The 22,542-nt window shown below is 58.7% G+C and carries 19 protein-coding genes; 10 read left to right on the forward strand and 9 right to left on the reverse strand.

Annotated features, from left to right (window positions below; all coding sequences use genetic code 11):
* Window positions 1-142 precede the first annotated feature (142 nt).
* The gene (locus AAF739_12810; GenBank protein MEM6383550.1) at window positions 143-607 is read left to right on the forward strand and encodes an SRPBCC family protein; all 465 of its coding nucleotides are present in this window, start codon (window positions 143-145) and stop codon (window positions 605-607) included.
* Here AAF739_12810 and AAF739_12815 read toward each other — a convergent pair.
* Both AAF739_12815 and ispF read right to left on the reverse strand, forming a co-directional pair.
* Complete coding sequence (locus AAF739_12815) at window positions 593-1,099, reverse strand: CinA family protein (protein MEM6383551.1); 507 nt, start codon at window positions 1,097-1,099, stop codon at window positions 593-595. The two genes, AAF739_12810 and AAF739_12815, sit on opposite strands and share 15 nt — an antisense overlap.
* Window positions 1,089-2,384, reverse strand: coding sequence for a 2-C-methyl-D-erythritol 2,4-cyclodiphosphate synthase (ispF, locus tag AAF739_12820; protein MEM6383552.1), 1,296 nt, complete (start codon window positions 2,382-2,384; stop codon window positions 1,089-1,091). The genes AAF739_12815 and ispF overlap by 11 nt, the downstream gene beginning before the upstream one ends.
* Window positions 2,385-2,505: 121 nt before the next feature.
* Between ispF and dusB the strand changes: the two genes are divergently transcribed.
* From dusB to hflX, 9 genes are all read left to right on the forward strand, one after another.
* The gene (dusB, locus tag AAF739_12825) at window positions 2,506-3,624 is read left to right on the forward strand and encodes a tRNA dihydrouridine synthase DusB (GenBank protein MEM6383553.1); all 1,119 of its coding nucleotides are present in this window, start codon (window positions 2,506-2,508) and stop codon (window positions 3,622-3,624) included.
* A complete protein-coding gene (locus tag AAF739_12830) occupies window positions 3,624-4,802 on the forward strand; it encodes an ATP-binding protein (GenBank protein ID MEM6383554.1) in 1,179 nt (392 codons plus the stop codon). Before dusB ends, AAF739_12830 begins: the two co-directional genes overlap by 1 nt.
* 34 nt (window positions 4,803-4,836) lie before the next feature.
* On the forward strand, window positions 4,837-6,294 hold the full coding sequence (gene ntrC / locus AAF739_12835) for a nitrogen regulation protein NR(I) (protein MEM6383555.1): 1,458 nt from the start codon (window positions 4,837-4,839) through the stop codon (window positions 6,292-6,294).
* 259 nt (window positions 6,295-6,553) lie between these two features.
* Entirely contained in the window at window positions 6,554-8,863 is a 2,310-nt protein-coding gene (locus tag AAF739_12840) for a PAS domain-containing sensor histidine kinase (protein ID MEM6383556.1), read from the forward strand.
* Window positions 8,860-10,227 (forward strand): sigma-54 dependent transcriptional regulator, encoded by a 1,368-nt coding sequence (locus AAF739_12845; GenBank protein MEM6383557.1) that lies wholly within the window; start codon window positions 8,860-8,862, stop codon window positions 10,225-10,227. The genes AAF739_12840 and AAF739_12845 overlap by 4 nt, the downstream gene beginning before the upstream one ends.
* Window positions 10,228-10,305: 78 nt before the next feature.
* A complete protein-coding gene (trkA, locus tag AAF739_12850) occupies window positions 10,306-11,682 on the forward strand; it encodes a Trk system potassium transporter TrkA (GenBank protein MEM6383558.1) in 1,377 nt (458 codons plus the stop codon).
* A 68-nt stretch (window positions 11,683-11,750) separates the two neighbouring features.
* The gene (locus AAF739_12855; protein MEM6383559.1) at window positions 11,751-13,151 is read left to right on the forward strand and encodes a potassium transporter TrkG; all 1,401 of its coding nucleotides are present in this window, start codon (window positions 11,751-11,753) and stop codon (window positions 13,149-13,151) included.
* Window positions 13,152-13,395: 244 nt separating this feature from the next.
* The gene (gene hfq / locus AAF739_12860; protein ID MEM6383560.1) at window positions 13,396-13,641 is read left to right on the forward strand and encodes an RNA chaperone Hfq; all 246 of its coding nucleotides are present in this window, start codon (window positions 13,396-13,398) and stop codon (window positions 13,639-13,641) included.
* 78 nt (window positions 13,642-13,719) lie between these two features.
* Window positions 13,720-15,123 carry a GTPase HflX gene (hflX, locus tag AAF739_12865; GenBank protein MEM6383561.1) on the forward strand — a complete coding sequence of 468 codons (1,404 nt, stop codon included), beginning with the start codon at window positions 13,720-13,722 and terminating at the stop codon, window positions 15,121-15,123.
* Between the two features lie 29 nt (window positions 15,124-15,152).
* Here hflX and mazG read toward each other — a convergent pair whose 3' ends face one another.
* The 7 genes from mazG to AAF739_12900 all read right to left on the reverse strand — a co-directional run bounded on the left by mazG (window position 15,153) and on the right by AAF739_12900 (window position 22,460).
* The gene (mazG, locus tag AAF739_12870) at window positions 15,153-15,962 is read right to left on the reverse strand and encodes a nucleoside triphosphate pyrophosphohydrolase (GenBank protein MEM6383562.1); all 810 of its coding nucleotides are present in this window, start codon (window positions 15,960-15,962) and stop codon (window positions 15,153-15,155) included.
* A gap of 234 nt (window positions 15,963-16,196) precedes the next feature.
* Window positions 16,197-17,006, reverse strand: a complete 810-nt coding sequence (locus AAF739_12875; GenBank protein MEM6383563.1) for an MBL fold metallo-hydrolase — start codon at window positions 17,004-17,006, stop codon at window positions 16,197-16,199.
* On the reverse strand, window positions 17,003-17,785 hold the full coding sequence (locus tag AAF739_12880) for a TatD family hydrolase (protein MEM6383564.1): 783 nt from the start codon (window positions 17,783-17,785) through the stop codon (window positions 17,003-17,005). The genes AAF739_12875 and AAF739_12880 overlap by 4 nt, the downstream gene beginning before the upstream one ends.
* A 3-nt stretch (window positions 17,786-17,788) precedes the next feature.
* A complete protein-coding gene (gene metG / locus AAF739_12885) occupies window positions 17,789-19,339 on the reverse strand; it encodes a methionine--tRNA ligase (protein MEM6383565.1) in 1,551 nt (516 codons plus the stop codon).
* A 35-nt stretch (window positions 19,340-19,374) separates the two neighbouring features.
* Window positions 19,375-20,418: a hypothetical protein gene (locus tag AAF739_12890; protein ID MEM6383566.1), complete on the reverse strand. Its 1,044-nt coding sequence runs from the start codon at window positions 20,416-20,418 to the stop codon at window positions 19,375-19,377.
* A gap of 39 nt (window positions 20,419-20,457) precedes the next feature.
* Window positions 20,458-21,276 (reverse strand): dTMP kinase, encoded by an 819-nt coding sequence (gene tmk, locus AAF739_12895; GenBank protein ID MEM6383567.1) that lies wholly within the window; start codon window positions 21,274-21,276, stop codon window positions 20,458-20,460.
* A gap of 2 nt (window positions 21,277-21,278) precedes the next feature.
* Complete coding sequence (locus AAF739_12900) at window positions 21,279-22,460, reverse strand: D-alanyl-D-alanine carboxypeptidase family protein (protein MEM6383568.1); 1,182 nt, start codon at window positions 22,458-22,460, stop codon at window positions 21,279-21,281.
* Window positions 22,461-22,542: the final 82 nt, after the last annotated feature.

Here is a 22,542-nt window from a genome sequence, read left to right on the forward strand (position 1 = left end):
CATCTGCCCAGTGAATTCGTCTTGGCGTACGTTACGGACACAATGCCGCGCGACAGCTCTGTACGTTGATCGGCGGACTTACAGAATGTTTATGCCCATCCCATAGTATGTTACGGTGTGACGAGTAGCTTGGGGGCCTGCAGTGCCGCATTTTAAAACCCGGCATAAAGTAGCGCACAGTGCAGACGATATGTTTGCGCTTGTCGCTGATGTTCGCAAGTATCCCGAGTTTGTGCCGTTGTGCCAGGCGCTTCGCGTTCGTGGTGAAAGCGACCTGTCTAACGGAAAGCGGGTCATCGTCGCCGACATGACCGTGGCTTATCGGATGTTCCGAGAGACCTTTACCTCGCGTGTCGAACTAGACCCCAAAGCCCGCAAGATCCTTGTCACCTATCTTGATGGGCCCTTCAAGAAAATGGAAAATCAGTGGTCGTTTGAGGAGATTAGCCCGGCCTCAAGCACGGTCGTTTTCGATATCGACTACGAGTTCCGCTCACGGACCCTTGGTTCGCTTATGGGTGCGATGTTTGACCGTGCGTTCCGGAAGTTCTCGACAGCTTTCGAGGAGAGGGCGGACGCATTATACGGCGCATCAACCGCCGCCTGATACCTCACTCTTCAGCGCATTCACAAGCATAGTAAGCGCATGCGCAACTGTCAGCGTACGCACATGCGCGCGGGCGTCATCAAAAACCTTGTGATCATGCAGCGTCAGGCCGCCGCGGCGCGCCAAGCCGAAATGGACGGTCCCCACCGGCTTGTCGGGTGAACCACCCGAAGGTCCTGCAACGCCCGTAACAGAGATTGCCAAGTCCGCCTCAGAGCGGGCTAGTGCGCCATCGGCCATGGCGCGCGCAACTGGTTCTGAGACCGCGCCGTGGCTGGCGATAAGGGTTATCGGCACTCCAAGCATGTCCTGTTTGGCTTCATTGGAATAGGTGACGAAACCGCGGTCAACGACCGCTGAAGACCCGGCGATCTCGGTCAGTGTTGCGGCGATCAGGCCGCCGGTGCAGCTTTCCGCGGTCGCGATCATCCGATCGTTAGCCTGGGCCAGATTGAGAAGTGCCTCTGCCCGCTCGAGCAACTCAGGGGTCATTGGGCAACTCCACCGAAGCTGTTGCAAATGCAGCGATCCCTTCTGACCGTCCGACAAAGCCCATCCGCTCATTGGTCGTCGCTTTGATACTGACCCGAGACTGCTCGATCCCCAGCGCCTGGGAAACCGCTGTCAGCATCGCCGGGCGATGTGGCCCGACTTTGGGTTCCTCAGCGATAATCACAACGTCAAGGTTGACGATACGACCGCCGCGTTCGCCGACCAGTTTGCCGGCATGCGTCAGAAACTGATGCGAGGCCGCACCTTTCCACTGAGGATCCGAGGGCGGGAAATGCGTGCCGATATCCCCGGCGCCGATGGCACCCAGGAGAGCATCGGTGAGAGCATGCAGCCCGACATCAGCGTCCGAATGGCCGTCAAGCTTGTGCGTGTGCGCGATAAAATGCCCGCAGAGCCAAACCCCGTCGCCAGGCACCAGCCGGTGTGTGTCATAGCCGACGCCGACCCGGGTTTCCCTTTGAATGTGCGCGTTGGCATGACCGATACTCGGTGCCATGTCCAATCCTTCCTGTTGGTAGGCGATGGCCCGTGTAACCCGCGCCCAGTCTGCGGGATTGGTGATCTTGATATTGTCAGGATCACCGGCGACGGCGACGCAAGCCCCGCCAGCCCATTCCAGAACGCTGGCATCATCCGTAAAGGCAGCTTCGGCCACAGTACCCTGCTCCAAAGCCGCTTCAAGCTTCCGGTGAGCTCCGCTTATGGCGTCCGTCCGAAAAGCTTGTGGCGTTTGGACAGTGAGAAGGTCGGAACGATCCGGGCCGCTAACAATCAGGCCATCGTTGGAACGCTTCAGCGTGTCTGAAACAGGCAGGGCAGGGACCGCGCCTTCAGCCCGCGAAAGGCCGGCGAGCACCGTATCGATCAATGGTGCGGTCAAGAAGGGGCGCGCAGCGTCATGGATCAGAACGGTCCGGTAAGACCCGCTCACGCAGACCAAACCCGCTGCCACACTCGCCCGGCGCGATGCGCCCCCGACGGTGAATATGAGGTTGACCGAAGCACCGGCCGCGCGATGGGCGGCATCGCGCACCTCACTATTGTTGATCTGGTCTGCGGGCAGAACGCAAATCAAACACTCCACCCGTGGGTGCGCAGCAAGTGTCCGTAGTGCGTGGGCGAAAACTGGTAGCCCGGCAAGATCCTCGAACTGCTTTGCTGTATCGCGATCCGACGTGCGCGCCCTCAGCCCGGAACCGCCCGCCACAACCAGGGCACAAACTGGCCGAACGACGTCAGCTTCTTCGGTCTTTGGTCCATTCATCCCCGTCACCTAACCCGCCGCGTGGACCATGTTAACTCTGGACCAATGACCTATGCTCAGAAGTGGTGCAACGCCGGGGGCGAGGATTGCAATTTGTTTAAATATTAGTCATGCATAAGGAATGAACAATTTTTCCCGGGCGCATGGCTTCGGGGCCACGCCCAATTCCTTCGCGTTCCCAGACAGCTTGCGCACGCCTCTGCCCATTGCGCGGGCTGAGGCGCGCAATCGGGTTGTCCTTGCGCCCATGTCGGGCGTGAGTGACCTTCCGTTCCGCCAGCTGGCTTACCGCTACGGTGCCGGACTTGTCGTTTCTGAGATGGTCGCAAGTCAGGAGTTGGTTGTCGACAATCCAGATAGCCGCTTGCGGATGGACGTAAGCGGATTACCGACCAGCGTTGTGCAGCTTGCCGGAAGACAGGCCCAATGGATGGCGGAGGCGGCCAAAATTGCAGAAGGGGCCGGAGCTTCGATCATTGATATCAATATGGGTTGCCCTGCCAAAAAAGTGACCAGCGGTTACTCGGGATCAGCACTCATGCGGGACCTTGATCACGCTTTGACCTTGATCGATGCGACGGTTGGGGCTGTCGACGTTCCTGTCACTCTGAAAATGCGGCTCGGTTGGGATGATACCACCCTGAATGCGCCCGAGCTGGCCCGCCGCGCCGAAGACGCGGGCATCCAGATGCTGACGGTCCATGGCAGGACCCGCTGCCAGTTTTACAAAGGGCGGGCGAATTGGGATGCGATTGCGAGGGTCAAGGAACGGGTGAGTATCCCGGTGATCGCGAATGGCGATCTGATTTCCTTGCATGACCTTGCTGCGATGGGTTCTGCGAGTGGAGCGGACGGTTTCATGACCGGGCGAGGGGCCTATGGTCGGCCTTGGCTGCCCGGCTACCTAGCAGCCCCGGATCCAACCGAATTCCTTCAGCGGCTGCCCGAGCCCGCGGACCTAATCCTTGAGCACCATGCAAGCATGGTCGCGCATTATGGAACGTATAAGGACCGACCGCTTGGGCTCCGCAACGCCCGCAAGCATCTCGGCTGGTATTTGGAGACGACCGAGCTTGCGCACGCGCCAACCGAGGTTGACCGGGCCACACTGATGCGCAGCGACGATTGCAACGCAGTCACAGCGGCTATCAAGACTGTTTGGGCTGACTCGCGCTGGCGCATCCCACAGGGTCGGGAGACCGCTGCGCCAGCGCACGATCTGGTTGCGGAGGCCGCCTGATGGTAGCGCCCACTGCCAATAAAGAGGCCGAACTGGAACTATCGGGCGACGACAAGGCGGCTCGGCAGGTTCTACTGCTCAATGCTCTTCCCCACCCGGCGATCCTGATAGACCGGGACTGCAATGTTCTGGAAGTCAACGATGCGGCTGAGATGTTCTTTCGCACGAGCCTTGCCATCATGCGGCGAGAGGGACTTCGAGCGTTTGTGCCTTTTGGAAGCCCACTGTTCGACGCCATTGATCAAGTGGTGTCCGACCAGGCGCCTATGACCGCTTATGGGGTCGACCTGGCTACCCCGCGTCATCCTGAAGACATGCTCGTGGACGTGTACGCCACCCCGATCTTTGCGGGCAGAAGCGAGGGAACCAGCGCGCCGACGAGTATCGGCCTTATGCTGCACCCGCAGGCACGAACTCAAAAACTCGATCGCCAGCTCACCTCGCAATCCTCCGCGCGATCGGTGAGCGGGCTCGCGGCGATGCTTGGGCATGAGATCAAAAACCCGCTTTCGGGCATTCGGGGCGCAGCGCAGTTGCTCGAGGGTTCGGTTGAAGAAGATGATCGCGCGCTGACTCAGCTGATCACTGACGAGGCTGATCGGATCGTCAAACTGGTCGATCGTATGGAAGTGTTTTCCGATGAGCGACCTGTCGAGCGCGGCCCCGTCAACATTCATACGGTACTCGAGCACGTGAAGCGGCTCGCCGAGACCGGCTTTGCCAGCCATATCTCTTTTATTGAGCGTTACGATCCATCGCTGCCAATGCTGCTCGCCAACCGCGATCAGATGGTTCAGGTGTTCCTCAACCTGGTGAAGAACGCCAGCGAAGCCATTGGGCAGGCCGCTGAGGGCGAGATCGTTTTATCAACAGCGTTCAAGCCCGGTATCCGGCTCTCTGTGCCAGGAAGCGCGCGGCGCATGACCTTGCCGCTTGAGTTCTCGGTCCGCGATAACGGGCCAGGCATCCCGCGCGATTTGCTGCCCAACCTGTTCGACCCGTTCGTCACGACCAAATCCAATGGCTCGGGTCTCGGCTTGGCATTGGTTGCCAAGATCATCCGCGACCATGGCGGCATTGTTGAGTGCGAAAGCGCCGGGCGTGGGGCAACCTTTCGGGTGATGATGCCCGTTTACACACCTGACCCTGAAGATCCGCTGCAGCCAACACTCTCCTGACATGACTACTCTCGCCTACAGGACCCACTAGACTATGCCGCAAGCCAGCCAAACGGTTCTTATTGCTGATGATGACGCTGCCATCCGCACCGTGCTCAACCAGGCACTGACCCGTGCGGGCTATTCGGTGCGCGTCACCTCCAACGCGGCGTCGCTGTGGCGGTGGGTCAGTGAGGGCGAAGGTGATCTGGTGATCACCGATGTGGTCATGCCTGATGAAAACGCCTTCGATCTGCTTCCGCGGATGCGAAAGGCCCGGCCAGAGCTACCGGTTATCGTGATGAGCGCGCAGAACACGTTCATGACCGCCGTTCGCGCCTCCGAGAAAGGGGCCTACGACTACCTGCCCAAGCCTTTTGATCTCAAAGAACTGATCTCGATCGTTGGCCGGGCGATGTCCGAGCCCAAGCGCAAAGCTTATGGAGCGCCGTCGCCTGATGAAAACGCCGAGAACATGCCGCTTGTCGGGCGTTCGGCCGCGATGCAGGAGATCTACCGCATTCTCGCACGGTTGATGCAGACCGACCTGACGGTGACGATTTCAGGTGAGTCCGGGACCGGCAAGGAACTGGTTGCCCGGGCGCTGCACGAGTTTGGACGCCGGTCGAAAGGCCCCTTTGTCGCGATCAACATGGCAGCTATTCCGCGCGACTTGATAGAGACGGAGCTGTTTGGGCACGAGAAGGGCGCCTTTACCGGTGCGCAGACCCGTGTCGTGGGCCGATTCGAGCAAGCCGAGGGTGGAACACTGTTCCTTGATGAGATCGGCGATATGCCGATGGATGCTCAGACGCGGCTCCTCAGGGTTCTGCAGCAGGGCGAATACACAACGGTCGGTGGGCGCACGGCGATTCGCTCAGATGTGCGCATCGTCGCGGCGACCAACAAGGACCTGCGCCAGCTGATCAATCAGGGTCTGTTTCGGGAAGATCTCTTTTTCCGGTTGAACGTCGTTCCGCTTCGCCTGCCCCCGCTGCGAGAACGAACCGAGGATGTGCCGGACCTTGTTCGACACTTCTTCGCGCAGGCAGCTGACGAAGGGCTACCGGCCAAGCAGATCGACGGAGCTGCGCTGGACGTGCTGCGACAGTATCGTTGGCCGGGGAACATTCGCGAACTTGAAAACCTGGTACGCCGGCTGGCCGCGCTTTATCCGCAGGACGTCATCACGGCGCCGATCGTAGAGGATGAGTTACGGTCCGCGGTTGCCGGGCTTGCGCCAGCAGGCGCACAAGCTGAAGCTGACGAGGGGCTTTCGGTCTCCGTTGAACGGCATTTGGTCAAGTATTTCAAAGATTTCGGCGATGACCTGCCGCCCCCAGGGCTTTATCATCGGATGCTCAAGGAATTGGAGATTCCGCTCTTCTCCGTCGCCCTGGCCGCCACCCGTGGCAATCAGATCAAGGCTGCTGAGCTTTTGGGCCTGAACCGCAACACGTTGCGGAAGAAAATCAGGGACCTCGATATTCAGGTCATACGGGGTGGGCGCTGAACCAACCTCGATAGTTTGAGTTTGACCTCTGGCGCCTCGCAACCTCAGCCAAATCAATGCCCAGTTTTGCACAGGCTTCCCACGACAGAGTGTGCCGTAGCCAAACTGCAGGCCGTTTATCATCTGGCGGCAATTCTCGGGCGCAATCTGGCCTTCGACCGCTTTTTTGTCATAAATTGACAACAGTGGTGTAGCTCCCACGCAACGTTCATGCGGCGTGGGTCTTGTGTGCTGCCGATCGATGGAGCAAATCCAATCTATGGTTGAAACGGTCGGACAGGACGGTGGTAAGCGGATGCTGCAATCGGCGTCGCTTTCAGGAGCGCCTTCCGACGGCCACAAGCTGGTAAGGCGTTTTCTGGGCCCGTTTCTCATTGTGCTCGCAATCGTAGCGGGTATCGGGTCGTTCGCGATCCTGACCGGTTCGACACCCATTATTCCAACGCGGGAAGTTGTCCTCAGGCTGATGGTGGTGAACGCGGTCACCGTCACAGCTTTGGTTGTGCTGATTGGGATCGAGATCTTCAAGATTCTCAAGGCGCGCAAGGACCGCCGGGCCGGGGCGAGGCTGCATTTGCGTCTGTTGGCGCTGTTCAGTCTCATTGCGGCAGTACCGGCAATTCTTGTTGCAGTCGTGGCGACCATCACCCTCGACCGCGGTTTGGACCGATGGTTCTCCGAACGCACCCAGTCAATGGTGGATTTTGCCCGTGTTGTCGCTAGGGCCTACCTTGATGAATACCGGCAAGTGCTGAGCATCGAACTGAATTCAGCGGCGAGTGAACTCAACCGTTCCCAGGGCATCTACGAGTTCGACCCGGAGCGCTTCCAGGCTTTCATGTCGGACCTCGCGACGATCCGAAACATACCTTACATGTCGCTGGTCGGCGGCGACGGGATTGAGTTGCTTCGCGCCGAGACACGTTTTTCCGACGAATACCGCCAGCCCGATCCATCGATCATCGCACGGGTTACCGATGATACGCCGGTTTTAATTCCGCCGGGGACGACAAACCAGCTAGCCGGGATCATGCGGCTATCGGAGTTTGAAGACCACTATGTGTTCATCGCCAGAGCGGTGGACCCCAGGGTCGTCCAGTACCTACTGGTGACGGAGCAAAACGCGGCTGAATTCGAACAGCTACAAGACCGACGCTTCGGCGTTCAGGTATCGTTCGGCTTCATGTTCCTCGGCCTCGCGCTGATCATGTTGTTGGCGGCCATGTGGATCGCCATTGCATTCGCAGACCGGCTGGTCCTGCCAGTGCGCCGTTTGATGATGGCAGCCCAGCAGATTTCATCGGGGAACCTCTATGTGCAGGTGCCCATACGAAAGCAAGAAGGTGACCTTGCGGTCCTGGGGCAAACCTTCAACCGCATGACCAATGATCTGCGCTCCCAACGCAACGAATTGGTTGATACCAACGAGCAGCTTGATGCGCGACGCCGATTTACCGAGGCAGTCCTTGCTGGCGTCTCGGCGGGCGTGATCGGCATTGATCGAGCCATGCATATCTCGCTGGTGAACCGGTCGGCGGCGGCCTTGCTGGGCTCCAGTGTCGACGACCTTCTTGGCCGCCGGATATCAGCGGCTATCCCCGAGTTTGCGTCAGTGATGCCCGACCGCCTCGATAGTCGCCAAGCGCGCAAGAATCCCCGCGAGGTTCGTTTGGAGCGCGACGGTCAGTTACGCATCCTCACCGTAACCCTCACCATCGAACACGCCGACGATGGCTCAGCCAGGGGCGCCGTTCTGACGTTCGATGACGTGTCCGATCTTATGGCGGCGCAGCGATCAAGCGCGTGGGCGGATATTGCGCGCAGAATCGCACATGAAATTAAAAACCCGTTGACACCCATTCAGCTGTCGGCGGAACGGCTGAAGCGTCGTTATGGCCGCAAGCTGACCGAAGACACCGAAGTCTTCGAGCAGTGCACCAACACAATTATCCGGCAGGTCGGAGATATTGGCCGAATGGTGGACGAGTTCTCATCATTCGCCCGTATGCCCAAGCCGGAGTTCGCCCCCGCTGATCTTGCCAAGGTTATCGACGAGACGGTGTTCTTGATGGGTAATGGCTTTCCGGCCATCGACATCGAGGCGACACTTCCAGAGGGCGGCTTGCCAATGCCCATCGATTCGCGTCTGATGAGCCAGGTCTTCACAAATTTAATCAAGAACGCTGCAGAAGGCATTGAAAGCGCGTCTGAAATATCGACTACCGGAGAGGACGGCAGCGCGGCCGAGGCGACGGTGAAAACACGAGACCGCATTCACGTCGAAGCCTTTCATCAGGACGATCATCTGATCATTGAGATCACCGACACTGGGATAGGCTTTCCCGAGGGCGGACGCGCCAAATTGCTCGAACCCTACATGACGACCCGCGAAAAAGGGACCGGTCTTGGTCTGGCGATCGTACGCCGAATTGTCGAGGACCATGGCGGTACGCTTCGGCTTCTCGATGCTAAGGATGCGCGGACCCCTCTCAAGGGCGCTTTGGTGCAGTTGGTGTTCGGGCAACAGGAAATCGCGGAGGGCGAATTGCTGACAGGAGAAGCGCTTTGAGTGGCGACATACTGGTCGTTGACGACGAAATTGATATTCGGGAGCTGGTGGCCGGCATCCTGGAAGATGAGGGCTACACCACGCGCCTGGCTGCGGATGCAGATTCCGCGTTGACCGCCATTGAGGCGCGCCGCCCTAATCTGGTCTTTCTCGATATTTGGATGCAGGGCAGCCGGCTTGACGGTATGCAACTTCTCGAAGTCCTACGGACGACTTATCCGGACCTTCCGGTCGTTATGATCTCGGGACACGGTACGATTGACACCGCTGTCAGTGCCATCAAGACCGGCGCGTTCGATTTTATAGAGAAGCCGTTTCAGTCCGACCGGTTGCTTCTGGTCGCCATGCGGGCGCTCGAGACAACGGCCTTGAAGCGCGAGATCAGCTCACTGAAGCACTCATCTGGGTTGGACTATGAACTTGTGGGTTCAAGCCAGGAAATGAACGCGCTTCGAACGCAGATCGATCGCCTGGGGCCGACAAATAGCCGTGTCATGATCCTCGGACCGTCGGGGTCCGGCAAGGAGCTGGTTGCGCGCGCAATCCACGCAAAATCACGACGCGCCAGTGGTCCTTTCGTCATTCTCAACGGTGCTAGTATCGCACCGGAAACAATGGAGCTTGAGCTCTTTGGAACGGAAAGCGAGCCTGGCTCACCGCGCAAAGTGGGCGCCTTGGAAGAAGCGCACGGGGGCACGCTCTACCTTGACGAAGTTTCAGAGATGCCGCGCGATACCCAGGCGAAAATCATGCGGGTCCTGGTGGACCAAACCTTTACCCGCGTCGGTGGCTCAACACGCGTTCAGGTTGACGTACGGGTTCTGTCGTCTTCCTCGGTTCCTATTGAGCCATTGATCGAAGCGGAGACGTTCCGTTCCGATCTTTACCACCGGCTTGCGGTCGTCCCGCTGAACGTACCGCCGCTCGCCTCGCGCCGGTCCGATGTTCCTGAACTCGTTCATTATTTTATGCAGCAGCTCGCCCGATCGAGCGGTTTGCCCATCCGCCAGATAGCGGACGATGCGCTGACCATCCTGCAAACCCATGATTGGCCGGGCAATGTGCGACAACTGCGCAATAATGTGGAGCGCATGATGATCCTTGCTCGCGGCGAGAACGGCAGCCATGTGACCGCGGAGCTGTTGCCGCCTGACGTTTCATCCTTGCTTCCCAAAACGGCGAGTGAAGGTGCAGAAAACCTCATGAGTATGCCGCTGCGCGAAGCCCGCGAAGTGTTTGAACGCGATTACCTTTCATCCCAGATCAACCGCTTTAACGGCAACATCTCCAAGACTGCTGAGTTCATTGGGATGGAAAGGTCTGCGCTGCATAGAAAATTGAAATCTCTTGGGCTTAATGGCTAGCCTCCATAGGCGCGATGGCCGGGATAGCCATTGCGCAGTAACGATCGGTTTGATCGTAAAAAGAGGGCAGGGGCTTTCATGAGAGTGGTCATTTGCGGGGCCGGCCAAGTCGGCTTCGGCATCGCTGAACGCCTATCGCGCGAGAACAACGACGTAGCCGTCATCGATACGTCCGCGCGGCTTATCCAGGCCATTCGCGATACGCTCGATGTTCGCGGCGTTGTTGGCCACGGCTCGCATCCTGATGCGCTCGTTCAAGCTGGGATTGAACAGGCCGATATGATCGTCGCTGTCACTTTGTATGACGAGGTGAACATGGTGGCGTGCCAGGTTGCGCACTCTCTGTTCAACGTGCCCACAAAAATCGCCCGCATTCGCGCGCAGAGCTATCTCGAGAAACAATATGCGACCCTGTTCTCCCGCGAGAACATGCCGATCGACGTGATCATTTCGCCAGAGATCGAAGTTGGCGAGATGGTTCTACGCCGGCTGGCACTTCCCGGGGCGCTTGATTCCGCGCGCTTTGCAGAGGACCGAATATCGGTTGTCGGCGTGTACCTTCTGGAAGACACACCGATTGTGGATACGCCGCTGCGCCAACTCTCCGGACTGTTTCCGGAGCTCGCAGCAACGGTGGTCGGCATTCTACGTGGCGATCACATGTTCGTCCCACGCTCCGATGATGCGATGCTTGCGGGTGACACCGTCTATTTTGCAGCTGACCGCGAACAGGTCCGACGAACCCTTGGGATTTTTGGACGGCAGGAAGCTGAGGCGGATCGTGTTGTCATTGCGGGTGGGGGCAACATCGGAATGTATGTTGCACACGCCCTGGAAACCCGGCAGTCGCGCACCAAGATCAAAATCATTGAGGAAAACCGCGACCGCGCGGTGCAGATCGCCGATCGACTATCGCGTTCGGTCATCTTGCACGGCAGCGCTCTCGACCAGGAAATCCTGAACGAAGCCGATATCAGCCAGACCGATACCCTGATCGCGCTGACCAATGATGATCAGGTCAACATTCTGTCTTGCGTGATGTCCAAGCGTTTGGGTGTCCGGCAAAACCTAGCTCTGATCAATAACTCGTCCTATCCGCCCCTCGCGCAGTCCTTGGGCATCGACGCGTACGTGAATCCGCGGCAGGTCACCATCTCCCGCGTTCTTCAGCATGTTCGCAAGGGCCGCATCCGTCAGGTGCATTCGCTGATGGACGGCGCAGCAGAAGTGATCGAAGCCGAAGCGCTCGAGACCTCGCCATTGGTCGGTCAACACCTCCGTGACCTCGATCTGCCGGACGGCCTGCGGATAGGTGCGATCCTGCGGAAGGAAGATGTTCTTATACCCGACGGTGACACCACGGTCCTAGCTGGTGACCGGGTGGTGATGTTTGCACTGGCGGGACAGGTGAAGCAGGTGGAGCAGCTGTTCCGTGTCTCGCTTGAGTTCTTTTGAGCCGTGTCAATTGAGAGGCTAAGCCAATGTTAGCGGTGCTGCGTGCATCGGCTTCGTTGGCCGGCCTTATGGCTATCGCTGCGGTCCTATGTGCCGCTATCGCGCTGGCCCTCGGCGATATGGCGGGAACGTCACTGTTCACCGGGCAGGCGGGCATTCTGCTATTTCTGGCGCTGGGCGTCAGGATAGGTTTTTCAGAACGCCATATGCACCTTGATCGTCAGATTGGCTTTCGCGTTCTCATTCTGTTGTGGCTGTTCGGCATCGCGGCAGCAACGCCGCCGTTCTGGATCTTGACGGATGTGCCACTTCACCTTGCATTCTTCGAAGCGGCGTCGGCCCTCACCACCACCGGTGGAACGGTTTATCGCGACCTCAGCGACGTATCGGCCGCCATCATAGCCTGGCGCGCCTTACTCCAGTGGCTTGGTGGTTTGCTTACCCTTGCCGCGATTATTGTTGTTCTGGCTCCGTCGGGGGCAGGGGGGACACCGGTCTTGCGGTTTGGCGGCGACTCCCAACAAATTCTTCGTCACCGGTTGGGCGGTGTTGTGACCATGTACGGGGCGATCACCGTGGCATGCTTCGCTTTGCTCGTTATCGCAGGCCTTGAAGTTTTTGACGCCTTCACGCTGACGCTCTCGACCGTTTCCACTGGAGGCATGATGCCCCGCAACGGAAGCCTCAGCGACTTTGGTGCGCCCCTGGCTGAATGGGTCATCGGGTTTTTTATGCTTATCGGTGCCACGAGCCTGACATGGCACCGGTTGGTGGCTACAGGCCGACTGGGTCGCTCCATAACACTGATAGAGAGCCTGTCCATCGCAGCTATTGCGGCCGTCTTGGGCGTCGCATACGCAATCGCTTTTGCCGCTGCAGCCGGTTCTGGCCTGGTTCTGGGGCCGCTTGATGCGTTGCGAGAAGGTTTCGTTACGGCGGCATCGCTTGTTTCAACGACAGGCTTCGAAGCGCGTAACGCTGGGGCGACCGTTCTGCCGCTTTCCCTTGCCCTCGTCGTCGTTCTTATCGGTGGTGGCATGTTCTCCACCGCCGGCGGCCTGAAGCTATATCGCGCGGCCTACATGGGGCAACACGCGGTCAAAGAGCTCGAGCACATTATCTATCCCCATGCGGTCTACACAGATCACATGGGACGGTTCGCTTATGACACCGATGGTATGCGGGCGATCTGGACCGCGCTCGTTCTACTTTTGGGTTTTTGGGCCCTGACGACGATGGCTGTTGCTATCTCGGGTTTCCCCGCAGCAGCAGCGGTCGTAGCTGCCTTGGCATCTATCGTGAACATTGGCCCGCTTTATGAATTTGGTTGGGCACCGCCCGAGGCCTGGCCAGGCTACAGCGAAATGCAGCCTTTGGCTGCCGTCGTCTTGAGTATCGCGATGGTTGCGGGGCGACTTGAAGTTATAGGGTTGATAGCGGGCTTCAGCGGCAGATTTCTGCGCCAATAGACGGCCGGACCACGCTGGAAAGCAAAAACCGGTTCGTGGCGGATTGCAAAAGCGCGTGTGATCAGGTCTTTTGTACGCGCAGTGCGGGCAATGATGACCACAGTCGTGGCTTTATCTGGCTAGGCGCTTGAGCTGTGAAGCGCTCAAGACTTCCCCCGCACGCACAATGAGTTACTGAGCCGTGACATTCATCGGCGCCTCAAACCGTCCATCAAGGGCGGATTAAACAAGACCGGGGGAAACCATGGCACAGGATAGAACGCCAAACTTGCAAGACGCTTTCCTGAACCACGTGCGCAAGCAGAAGGCGTCTCTGACGATCTTTCTGGTAAACGGGGTCAAACTTCAGGGCATCGTGACCTGGTTCGACAACTTCTGCATTTTGTTGCGCCGAGACGGACATTCCCAGCTTGTCTACAAACATGCGATTTCCACGATCATGCCCGCTCAGCCGGTTCAATTGTTCGATCCCGACGAGGACGCCTCCTGAAGGTGAGGCAACGGGCCGATCATTCTTTCGGGAAGGCAACGCCATCCCATTCGCTTTGAGCTTTGGGGCAGGTCCAATATGAGCGACCACTCCGAACAGGACGACAAGGCACGCAGTCGGCAGGGCAAGCCACGTTTTCAGATCGAGGATACGCGAGCCCGGCAAACGCGCACCTGCATCATTGTTCCGATACTCTCCGCCCGCAGCAAGCCTGGCACAACGAGGGCATCGGGGCAGGCGGCAACACTCGAACGCAGTGCAGACGCACGGGTGCAGGAGGCTGTCGGTCTAGCAGCGGCGATCAATCTCGATGTGGTGTTTCAGCGCGTTGTTCAGCTCCAAAACCTGCGGCCAGCGACGCTCTTGGGTAGGGGCAAGGTTGACGAAATTGTTGAACACGTCCGTGCAGACTCAATCGAGCTGGTGTTCGTGGACCATGAACTGACACCCATTCAACAGCGTAATCTTGAGCGAGCTCTTCACGCCAAGGTTCTTGACCGCACGGGGCTCATCCTCGAGATTTTCGGCCGCCGCGCACAGACGCGGGAGGGAACCCTTCAAGTCGAACTTGCGCACTTGAGCTACCAAAAAAGCCGTCTGGTGCGCTCATGGACCCACCTGGAACGCCAGCGGGGCGGGAAGGGCTTCTTGGGTGGTCCCGGTGAGACGCAGATCGAAGCTGACAGACGGGTCATCCAAACCAAGATCACACGGCTGCAAAAGCAGATAGAAGACGTTCGGCGCATGCGCACGCTTCACCGGGCAAGGCGCCAAAGCGTTCCAGCGCCCACGGTTGCGCTGGTTGGCTACACAAACGCCGGAAAGTCGACGCTGTTCAACCGGCTGGCTGGCAGCGATGTGATGGCCGAGGATCTGTTGTTCGCCACGCTTGACCCAACGCTGCGGCGTGTAACGCTGCCGCGTGGGACCGAAATTGTGTTATCGGACACGGTGGGTTTTATCTCAGATCTGCCGACATCGCTGATTGCTGCGTTTCGCGCGACCTTGGAAGAGGTTCAAGAGGCTGACCTCATCGTGCATGTGCGCGATATGACCGACCCCGACAACGAAGTTCAGAAAGCCGATGTTCTTTCGGTGCTGAAGCAGCTTGAGATCGGGCCCGACGATGCCGGTGTCGCTCCACCGATGATCGAGGCGTGGAACAAAATCGATACAATCGGAAAGGACGAGCGCGATACACTGTTCCGAACTGCGGAGCGTTTGGGCGATACCATCATCCCGGTTTCCGCGATAACCGGGGAGGGCGTCTCTCTCCTTGAAGACGTCATGGAGGCCGCGATCACCGCATCCCGCAATGAGGCTGAGTTCCACCTGGACTCAAGTGACGGGGAAGGGCGCGCGTGGCTCTTTCGTCACGCGACAATCCTCAAAGAAGAGCTTCTTGAAGACGGGTCATGTCGCATGCGCGTCGCGCTGACCGCGCGCGATCTTGCGCATGCGCGCGAACGATTCCAACGCTGAACCGATATCTCGCGGCCGCGCTGAACGGGCTAACGTATGCCCTTGGCGGCCTGCCAAGCAGCCTCCATCGTTTCCAGATCAGCTTTACCAACAGGCGTTTGGGTTTCCCCTAGCGTCTCTTCGACAGCTCGAAAGCGCTCCAAAAACTTCGTGTTGGTCCGCGCCAAAGCACTGTTGGGGTCAATCCCAGCTTTTCGCGCAAGGTTGACGACCACAAAGAGGACGTCGCCGATCTCGTCCTCTACCCGGTCCGGATCAGGTTTTGGCGCGCTCAGCTCCGCTTCGACTTCCGCCGTCTCCTCTCGCAGCTTGCTGAGGACCGAGGCAGCGTCCGGCCAATCAAATCCAACGCGCGCCGCTCGCTGCTGCAACTTCAGCGCTCGCTGCACCGGGGGCAGGGTGCCTGGAACAGATCCAAGCGCGCCTTCAGCCATCGGAGCCACCTGCCCGCGTTCAGCACGTTTCAGCGCCCTTTCCGCGCGCTCTTCGGCTTTGATAGCTTCCCACCGTTGCTTGACGGCCGCGGCATCGTCACGATCAAGATCGCCAAACACGTGGGGATGCCTGCGGATCATTTTCCTCGTGACAGCGGCCACAACATCATCGAAGCGGAACGCACCGAGCTCCTCAGCCATGCGAGCATGAAAAACGACCTGCAACAGCAGATCACCGAGTTCATCGCAAAGATCATCCATATCATTGCGTTCGACCGCATCGGCGACTTCATAGGCCTCTTCAATTGTGTATGGCATGATCGAAGAGAAAGTTTGCTCGATATCCCAAGGGCAACCGCTTTCGGGATCTCGCAACGCTTTCATGATCGCAAGCAGCGTCTCGATCTGATTGGCTTGACCGAGGGGCTGGTTGGAAGCGTCGGCTAATCCATCTGTGTCTGCCAAACTCACGGCGTACCTTTCTGTGCGGCTGCAGGGCTCAGTGACGTGCCAGCATTATACGGGAGGGCGGGGCTGCAACGTTGGACCGTGCCCCGTGCGCACATAGCCATCCCCAACAAAATCCATATGATTCCGATAAGATATATTATGGAACTTAAAATGATACGCAGCGCGTTGCTACAGCGTGATCTCCAGCCCATCATAAGCCGGCTCTACAGTGGACGGGAGCTCGGCTGCGAGGGTTCGATAGTCGAGGTCAACATGCATATTCGTTAGAATGGTCCTCTTTGGCCGTATGCGCGCGCTTAGCTCGAGCGCTTGCTCGACCGTGAAGTGGCTACCGTGTGCCCGGTAGCGCAGGGCATCAATGATAAGGACATCGAGGTCATGCAGGCTGCGGATCTGCGCCTCGTCGATGGCGCTTACGTCGGGAATGTATGCGGCGGCGCCAACACGGAAGCCCAGAGCTGTGATGTCACCATGTTGGACTGGGATAGGTAGGAATGGAACGGTGCCACCGTCGCCGTCGACTTCGACCAGCCTTTCCGGTGTAATCAAATGGCGATCCAGAATAGGTGGATAGCTCGATCCCGGTGGCGCTTGGAAGCAGTAGTTAAATGCGTGCGCAGCTCGTTCGAAGGTGGCTTCGTCCATATAGACCTTTATCCGCGCACGAGCGGAAAGAGCAAAGGGCCGCAGGTCGTCGATTCCGTGCAAATGGTCGGCATGGGAATGGGTATAAACAGCCGCATCGATCCGTTCGACGTTGGCGGCCAACATTTGTTGGCGAAAGTCTGGGCCGGTATCGATCACGCAGGTCGTCGTGCCGCCTTGACCTTCCTTTCGGACGAGGAGGGCGCACCGTCGCCTTGTATTGCGAGGTTCATTCGGATCGCATGCACCCCAACGTCCCTTTTCGCCGAGCCCCCCTGCCCGCGGTACGCCCCCTGATGATGCGCAGCCTAGAATGGTGAACCTCAGGCTCACGGATGCTTTGCCTTTGAGAACAAACGATAGAAATTTTCGGTCGTAGCATCAGCCAATTCGGCATCCTTCACGCCACGAACCTGGGCAAGGACAGACGCCGTTTCGGCAACAAAAGCTGGTTCATTGCGTTTTCCACGATTGGGCACCGGTGCAAGGTATGGCGCATCGGTCTCGACCAGAAGGCGATCGGTTGGCACATCTTTGGCGATTGCTCGCAGGTCATGGGACTTCTTGAACGTCACAATGCCGGAAAACGAAACGTAAGCGCCTAGGGCTACACCGCGGCGAGCCAGCTCAGCTCCGGATGAAAAGCAATGCAACACCATCGGGAACGGACCGCTATTTGCGGTCTCCTCCTCAAGGATTGAGATCATATCCTCGTCGGCTGATCTTGCATGGATGACTAAAGGCAATCCGGTTTGGCGCGCGGCATCAATGTGGCGTCGGAGGCCCGTCGCCTGCGCGGAACGTGGGGCGTTGTCATAGTGATAGTCGAGCCCCGCCTCGCCGATTGCAACAACCTTTGGATGCTCTGCCAACTGGATGAGATCGGTGGCTGTGACATCAAGCTCCTGATCGGCATTGTGCGGGTGCGTGCCGACAGAGCAGCTGAGCATGTCGCTCGACTCTGCGACAACGCGAATCTGGTCAAAATTCCGGACTTTTGTGCAGATCGTTACGCAGTGTCCCACCTCGCGTTCCCTTGCGCGCGTCAGCACGTCGTCCAGTTCGCCATCGAAATCGGGAAAGTCGAGATGGCAATGGCTGTCGACCAGCAAGGCTTAGGCCCCCTCGCCTGCATCGTCGGCTTCAACATAACGCGGAAAGACCGGAACCGGCTTCGGCAAGTCGGCACCACTGTCCAAGCTATCGACCAGATGGGCAAAGGTACGCGCATCTTCGCGCACAGCGAGCATGTCGAGGAGTGCTTTGGATGCGCCCGGCATCACCGGCTGAGTCAGGATCGCGACCCGGCGCAAGACTTCCATCGTGACCCATAAAACCGTCCGCATCCGGTCTGGATCGGACTTCTTGAGCGCCCACGGCTCTTGCGATGCGAAGTAGCGATTGGTGTCTGATACAACCGACCAGATTGCGATCAGAACATTGTGCAACTCCTGGCGGTCGACGGCGCTGCGAGCGAGATCAAGCAGGTCTTCTGATGCTTTCAGGACCGCATCGTCTTCCTCCAGTATCGGGCCTGGCGCGGGGACCTGGGCTTCACAATTCTTGGCAACCATCGACAGGCAGCGTTGTGCGAGGTTGCCCAGATCGTTCGCGAGGTCGGCGTTAATCCGGCCCACAATCGCCTCATGGCTATAGTTTCCGTCGCGCCCGAATGGCACTTCACGCAGAAAGAAGTACCGAACCTGGTCCCGCCCATAGTGCCGGACCATCGCGAACGGGTCGATGACGTTGCCGACTGACTTCGACATCTTCTCCCCGCGATTGAACAGGAATCCATGCGCAAAGACCCGCTTCGGTAGAGGCAGGCCAGCCGCCAACAAGAAAGCGGGCCAATAGACCGCATGGAACCGGACGATGTCTTTGCCGATGATGTGAACGTCGGCGGGCCAGTAGCGCCACAGCGCGTCCGTTTCATCGGGAAACCCCAAGGCCGTAATGTAGTTGGTCAGAGCATCGACCCAGACATACATCACATGGCGTTCGTCGCCCGGCACTTTAACGCCCCAGTCGAACGTCGTGCGAGAGATCGACAGATCCTTCAAGCCAGTTTCAACAAACCGCACGACCTCATTGCGACGTTCATCGGGTCCGATAAACTCAGGGTTTGCAGCGTAGTGCGCAAGCAGACGGTCACCAAACTCCGAGAGTTTGAAGAAGTAACTGTCCTCCTCAACCCACTCGACAGGGGTGCCTTGCGGACCAAGCCGCTCACCGCTTTCGGTGAGCTGTGTCTCATCCTCACCGTAATAGGCCTCATCGCGGATCGAGTACCACCCAGCGTAGCTATCCTTATAAATGTACCCTGCACCTTCCATTCGCTTCCAGATTGCTTGCGCGGCATGATGATGACGCTCGTCAGAGGTGCGGATGAAATCATCATTGGTACAGCCCAACGCCTCCACCATCTGCTCAAAACGCGGAGCGTTTTGGTCGGCAAGCGCGGCAGCGGACATGCCCAGGTCGCGGGCGGTCTTGAGCATCTTTAATCCATGCTCATCGGTGCCCGTCAAAAAGCGAACATCAAAGCCATCAAGGCGCTTGAAGCGGGCTATGGTATCGGTCGCCAACGCCTCATAGGCATGCCCGATATGGGGTGCACCGTTAGGGTATGAGATGGCGGTTGTTATGTAGAATGAACGTGGCATCGTAACAGGCGCTGGAGGGGACAAGGCCGGCGGGACTACGCCGTGGGGATGCTATAGACCTGATCGATCCCAGCGAAAAGCGTCATGACGCGTTCGGTGATATCGAGGTTGATCGCCTGGCGGATATGGAGCGCTTCGCTATTGTTCGACCAGAGGGTCGCAATGTCGGAACGCGCTCTGTGGGATAGCTGGCCTGCAGGCGCGTACAACCCAGCAGGTTCACCGAACCCGCGCACTCGCCTCGATAGCCAGTCATCTATCAAACTTAACAATACCGTCCTCCCCTCGCCCTTTGTCTGATTGATCCGGGAGGCGAGCGCCAGCCTGTCAGATAAGTTCGCTGCTCCACTTGCCAGCTGTGTAAAGCGCGTGAAGAGCTCCAACGCGTCTTGGTTGGCCTGCAAGCTTACAAGCAGGCCAGGCCGCCCATCTGCCAAATCCATCGCAAGTTGCGGCACGGCTTCGCCTGAAAGCTCTGTCCAACCGGCGGCGAACTTATTGATGTCCTCAATCTCGAGCGGCGAGAAGGCCAGATGACGGCAACGCGAGCGAATCGTGGGCAAGACAGCGCTGAGGCTGTGCGCGACAAGAAACAGTACGGTCTTCCGAGGAGGCTCCTCGAGTGGTTTCAACAGGGCGTTCGCACCCTCACGATTGAGATCATCCACACTGTCGAGAACCATCGTTCTCCAGCCACCTGCCGCTGGCGTGTTCGTCAGAGACGCCAAGACCTTGCGGACCTGCGCCACGGGAATCGTTGTCGGTCGCCGCTTTCCGTCGCTACCGGTATCGAGATCAAGCCAGGCCGCGTCAGGATGCGCGCCACTTTCGATAAGCCCGAAAGCCTCTGCATGGGTGTCAAACGCTAACGACCCACCCTTGGCCCGCGCCTGCGGCGCAAGCATCCATGCGCTCGCGCGGCGAGCAAATGTGGCCTTTCCGACGCCCTTGGGCCCATGCAGCAGCCACGCGTGGTGCAGCCGGCCGGATTCGACCGCGCTGGCGAACGCCTGCACTGGTTGTGCGTGGCCGATCAGTGGACGTCTCAAAGAACCTTGGCCGGGGTTTTCTGTACTCATTTCCCAGCCAGATGCTCGATGCGCTCTTTTGGCAGCCGCTTAGCTTCCCGCACGCCTGAGAACACCTTGCGATTGAAGGATTGCATCGATCTGCTCGGCAACCTCTTCAACACTCTGGTCAGCATCGATGCGGACGCAACGCTCGGGATACGTTTCACAGAGCCAGCGGAACCCCTCTGCTACTTTGTCGTGAAAATCGCTGTCTTCCTGCTCGAAGCGGTCATGAGCAGCCGCGTCTTCGTCCAACCGCGCCCGCCGACGTTGATCGGCCACCGCGCGAGAGACGTCAAAGACCAGCGTCAGATCCGGCAAGCACCCGTCGGTGCCGACCGCTTCCAACGCGTCAATTGTTTGCATCGGCAGCCCGCCAACGTATCCCTGATAGATACGGGTGCTATCTGCAAAACGATCGCACAAAACCACTTGACCGCGCTCAAGCGCCGGGCGGATCAAATGCTCAACATGGTCCCGGCGGGCGCTCGACAGAAGCCCAGCCTCGGCCATCGGCCCATACTCTGCGGCATACCCTCCCAAAATAACCTCCCGCACGACTGAGCCTCCGGGTGAACCTCCAGGTTCTCGGGTGAGAACAACCTCATGTCCCGCGGTTCGCAAGCGATCCTGCAGCAAAGCAGCCTGCGTAGACTTGCCCGACCCCTCCCCGCCTTCAAAGCTTATGAATATAGGCTTGCTGCCGACGTGTCCGGGCTTTTCCTCCGCTTCCTCAATCGAGGGTTCGAGCTTCTCAACGACACCTTTCGTGCGCCTCAAACCGGCAAACAAACCGCCTCGCTGCCCGCTCTCAGTGGGCTCGTTCTCGCTCACACTCTCCGCGTTTTCACTTGTCCGCCGCGCCATGGCTACAACGATCCCGCAAAACTGATGGGCGGAATCCAACCGGTCAGCAATTCGAAGAAGCCGTCCCGAGCACGCTGCACGACGTTACCTTCCGAAACGGACGAAGCCGCGACTAGCGGTGTGTTCTGAATGATGGTTCCGTCTCGTTCGACCAACAACCGCGCAATCGGTTGACCTTCCTCCACCGGCGCGGGAAACGGATGATCGTAGACGACCCGCGCCCGAACGCGCTCTTCTCCCTCGCGCGGCAGCAGGATATCGAGCGCTCCTCCGTCCGCCACCAAGTCCACGGTGCGAACCTCGCCGCCGTAAATGCGCGCGCTGCCAACGGTCTCGCCAGGGTTGGCGACGCGAATTGTGCGGAAATCGGAAAAGGCATATTCGACCAAACGTTCTGCTTCCGCGACGCGGCCTTCTGCTGTGTCTACGCCCGACAGGGCATAAACAATGCGGCGTCCCTCACGTTCGACCGTCCCCAGAGCGCCATAGCCAGCGCTTTCGGTGTATCCGGCAACGAAACCATCGGTCCCATCTATTTCGCGGAACAAGGGATTGCGGTTGCGCTGGAAAATGTCGTTCCACGTCATTGCCGGTTGGGCATACAACTGCACCGATCGGGGCTCGGTTTCGAGCAACTCGATCGCCATCGTGACCAGATCGCGGACAGTCGTGTGCATAGCCGCATCATCGGCGCCGGTCGCGTTTGTGAAATTGCTATCAAGTGCACCGAGCGCGGATGCTCTTGCATTCATCCTGTCGGAGAAGGCCGCTTCTGTGCCATCAATTCCCTGCGCAAGGGCAATGGCGGCATCATTGGCCGTCAGAACGATGACGCCAGCGTGCAGAGCGGAGATGGGTACATCGGAGCCCAACTCTGCAAACATTGTGGCTCGGCCTGAAGGCGCACCGCCCCGGCGCCACGCATCCTCGGTCATAGGAAATGTATCGTCGAGCTCAAGTACGCCGCCGTCGAGCAGTTCTTGGACAACGGCTGCGGTCACAAACTTCGATAGGGAGGCTGGTGCAAACCGCTCTTCCGCGCCCTGTGCATAAAGCACCGTTCGAGTGTTCATGTCATAAAGGAAGGCGCGCTGCGGCCTGCTCTCGAACGCATGAAGGTTCGAGACCCCAAGGGCCGCAACCGCTGCGATGACCGCGCACGTAAGGCGAACTGTCCGTACCATGGGCTCCGGCAGAGTGACGTTGATGACCGCGACGCTTACTTACTAAACGCAATGGGTCTGCCGACCGTCAACCTCTCCGGTG

This window comes from Pseudomonadota bacterium, from assembly GCA_039024915.1.
Taxonomy (GTDB): Bacteria; Pseudomonadota; Alphaproteobacteria; order Rhizobiales; family MH13; genus MH13.

Bases quoted from the DNA above. Each gene is read 5' to 3' on its own strand.
- hflX (MEM6383561.1), top strand. From the start codon at position 13,720: ATGAGCGACCACTCCGAACAGGACGACAAGGCACGCAGTCGGCAGGGC.
- hfq (MEM6383560.1), top strand. From the start codon at position 13,396: ATGGCACAGGATAGAACGCCAAACTTGCAAGACGCTTTCCTGAACCAC.
- AAF739_12815 (MEM6383551.1), bottom strand. From the start codon at position 1,099: ATGACCCCTGAGTTGCTCGAGCGGGCAGAGGCACTTCTCAATCTGGCC.
- AAF739_12830 (MEM6383554.1), top strand. From the start codon at position 3,624: ATGGTAGCGCCCACTGCCAATAAAGAGGCCGAACTGGAACTATCGGGC.
- AAF739_12840 (MEM6383556.1), top strand. From the start codon at position 6,554: ATGGTTGAAACGGTCGGACAGGACGGTGGTAAGCGGATGCTGCAATCG.
- ntrC (MEM6383555.1), top strand. From the start codon at position 4,837: ATGCCGCAAGCCAGCCAAACGGTTCTTATTGCTGATGATGACGCTGCC.
- tmk (MEM6383567.1), bottom strand. From the start codon at position 21,276: ATGGCGCGGCGGACAAGTGAAAACGCGGAGAGTGTGAGCGAGAACGAG.
- AAF739_12900 (MEM6383568.1), bottom strand. From the start codon at position 22,460: ATGGTACGGACAGTTCGCCTTACGTGCGCGGTCATCGCAGCGGTTGCG.
- dusB (MEM6383553.1), top strand. From the start codon at position 2,506: ATGAACAATTTTTCCCGGGCGCATGGCTTCGGGGCCACGCCCAATTCC.
- AAF739_12855 (MEM6383559.1), top strand. From the start codon at position 11,751: ATGGCTATCGCTGCGGTCCTATGTGCCGCTATCGCGCTGGCCCTCGGC.
- ispF (MEM6383552.1), bottom strand. From the start codon at position 2,384: ATGAATGGACCAAAGACCGAAGAAGCTGACGTCGTTCGGCCAGTTTGT.
- metG (MEM6383565.1), bottom strand. From the start codon at position 19,339: ATGCCACGTTCATTCTACATAACAACCGCCATCTCATACCCTAACGGT.
- AAF739_12890 (MEM6383566.1), bottom strand. From the start codon at position 20,418: ATGAGTACAGAAAACCCCGGCCAAGGTTCTTTGAGACGTCCACTGATC.
- trkA (MEM6383558.1), top strand. From the start codon at position 10,306: ATGAGAGTGGTCATTTGCGGGGCCGGCCAAGTCGGCTTCGGCATCGCT.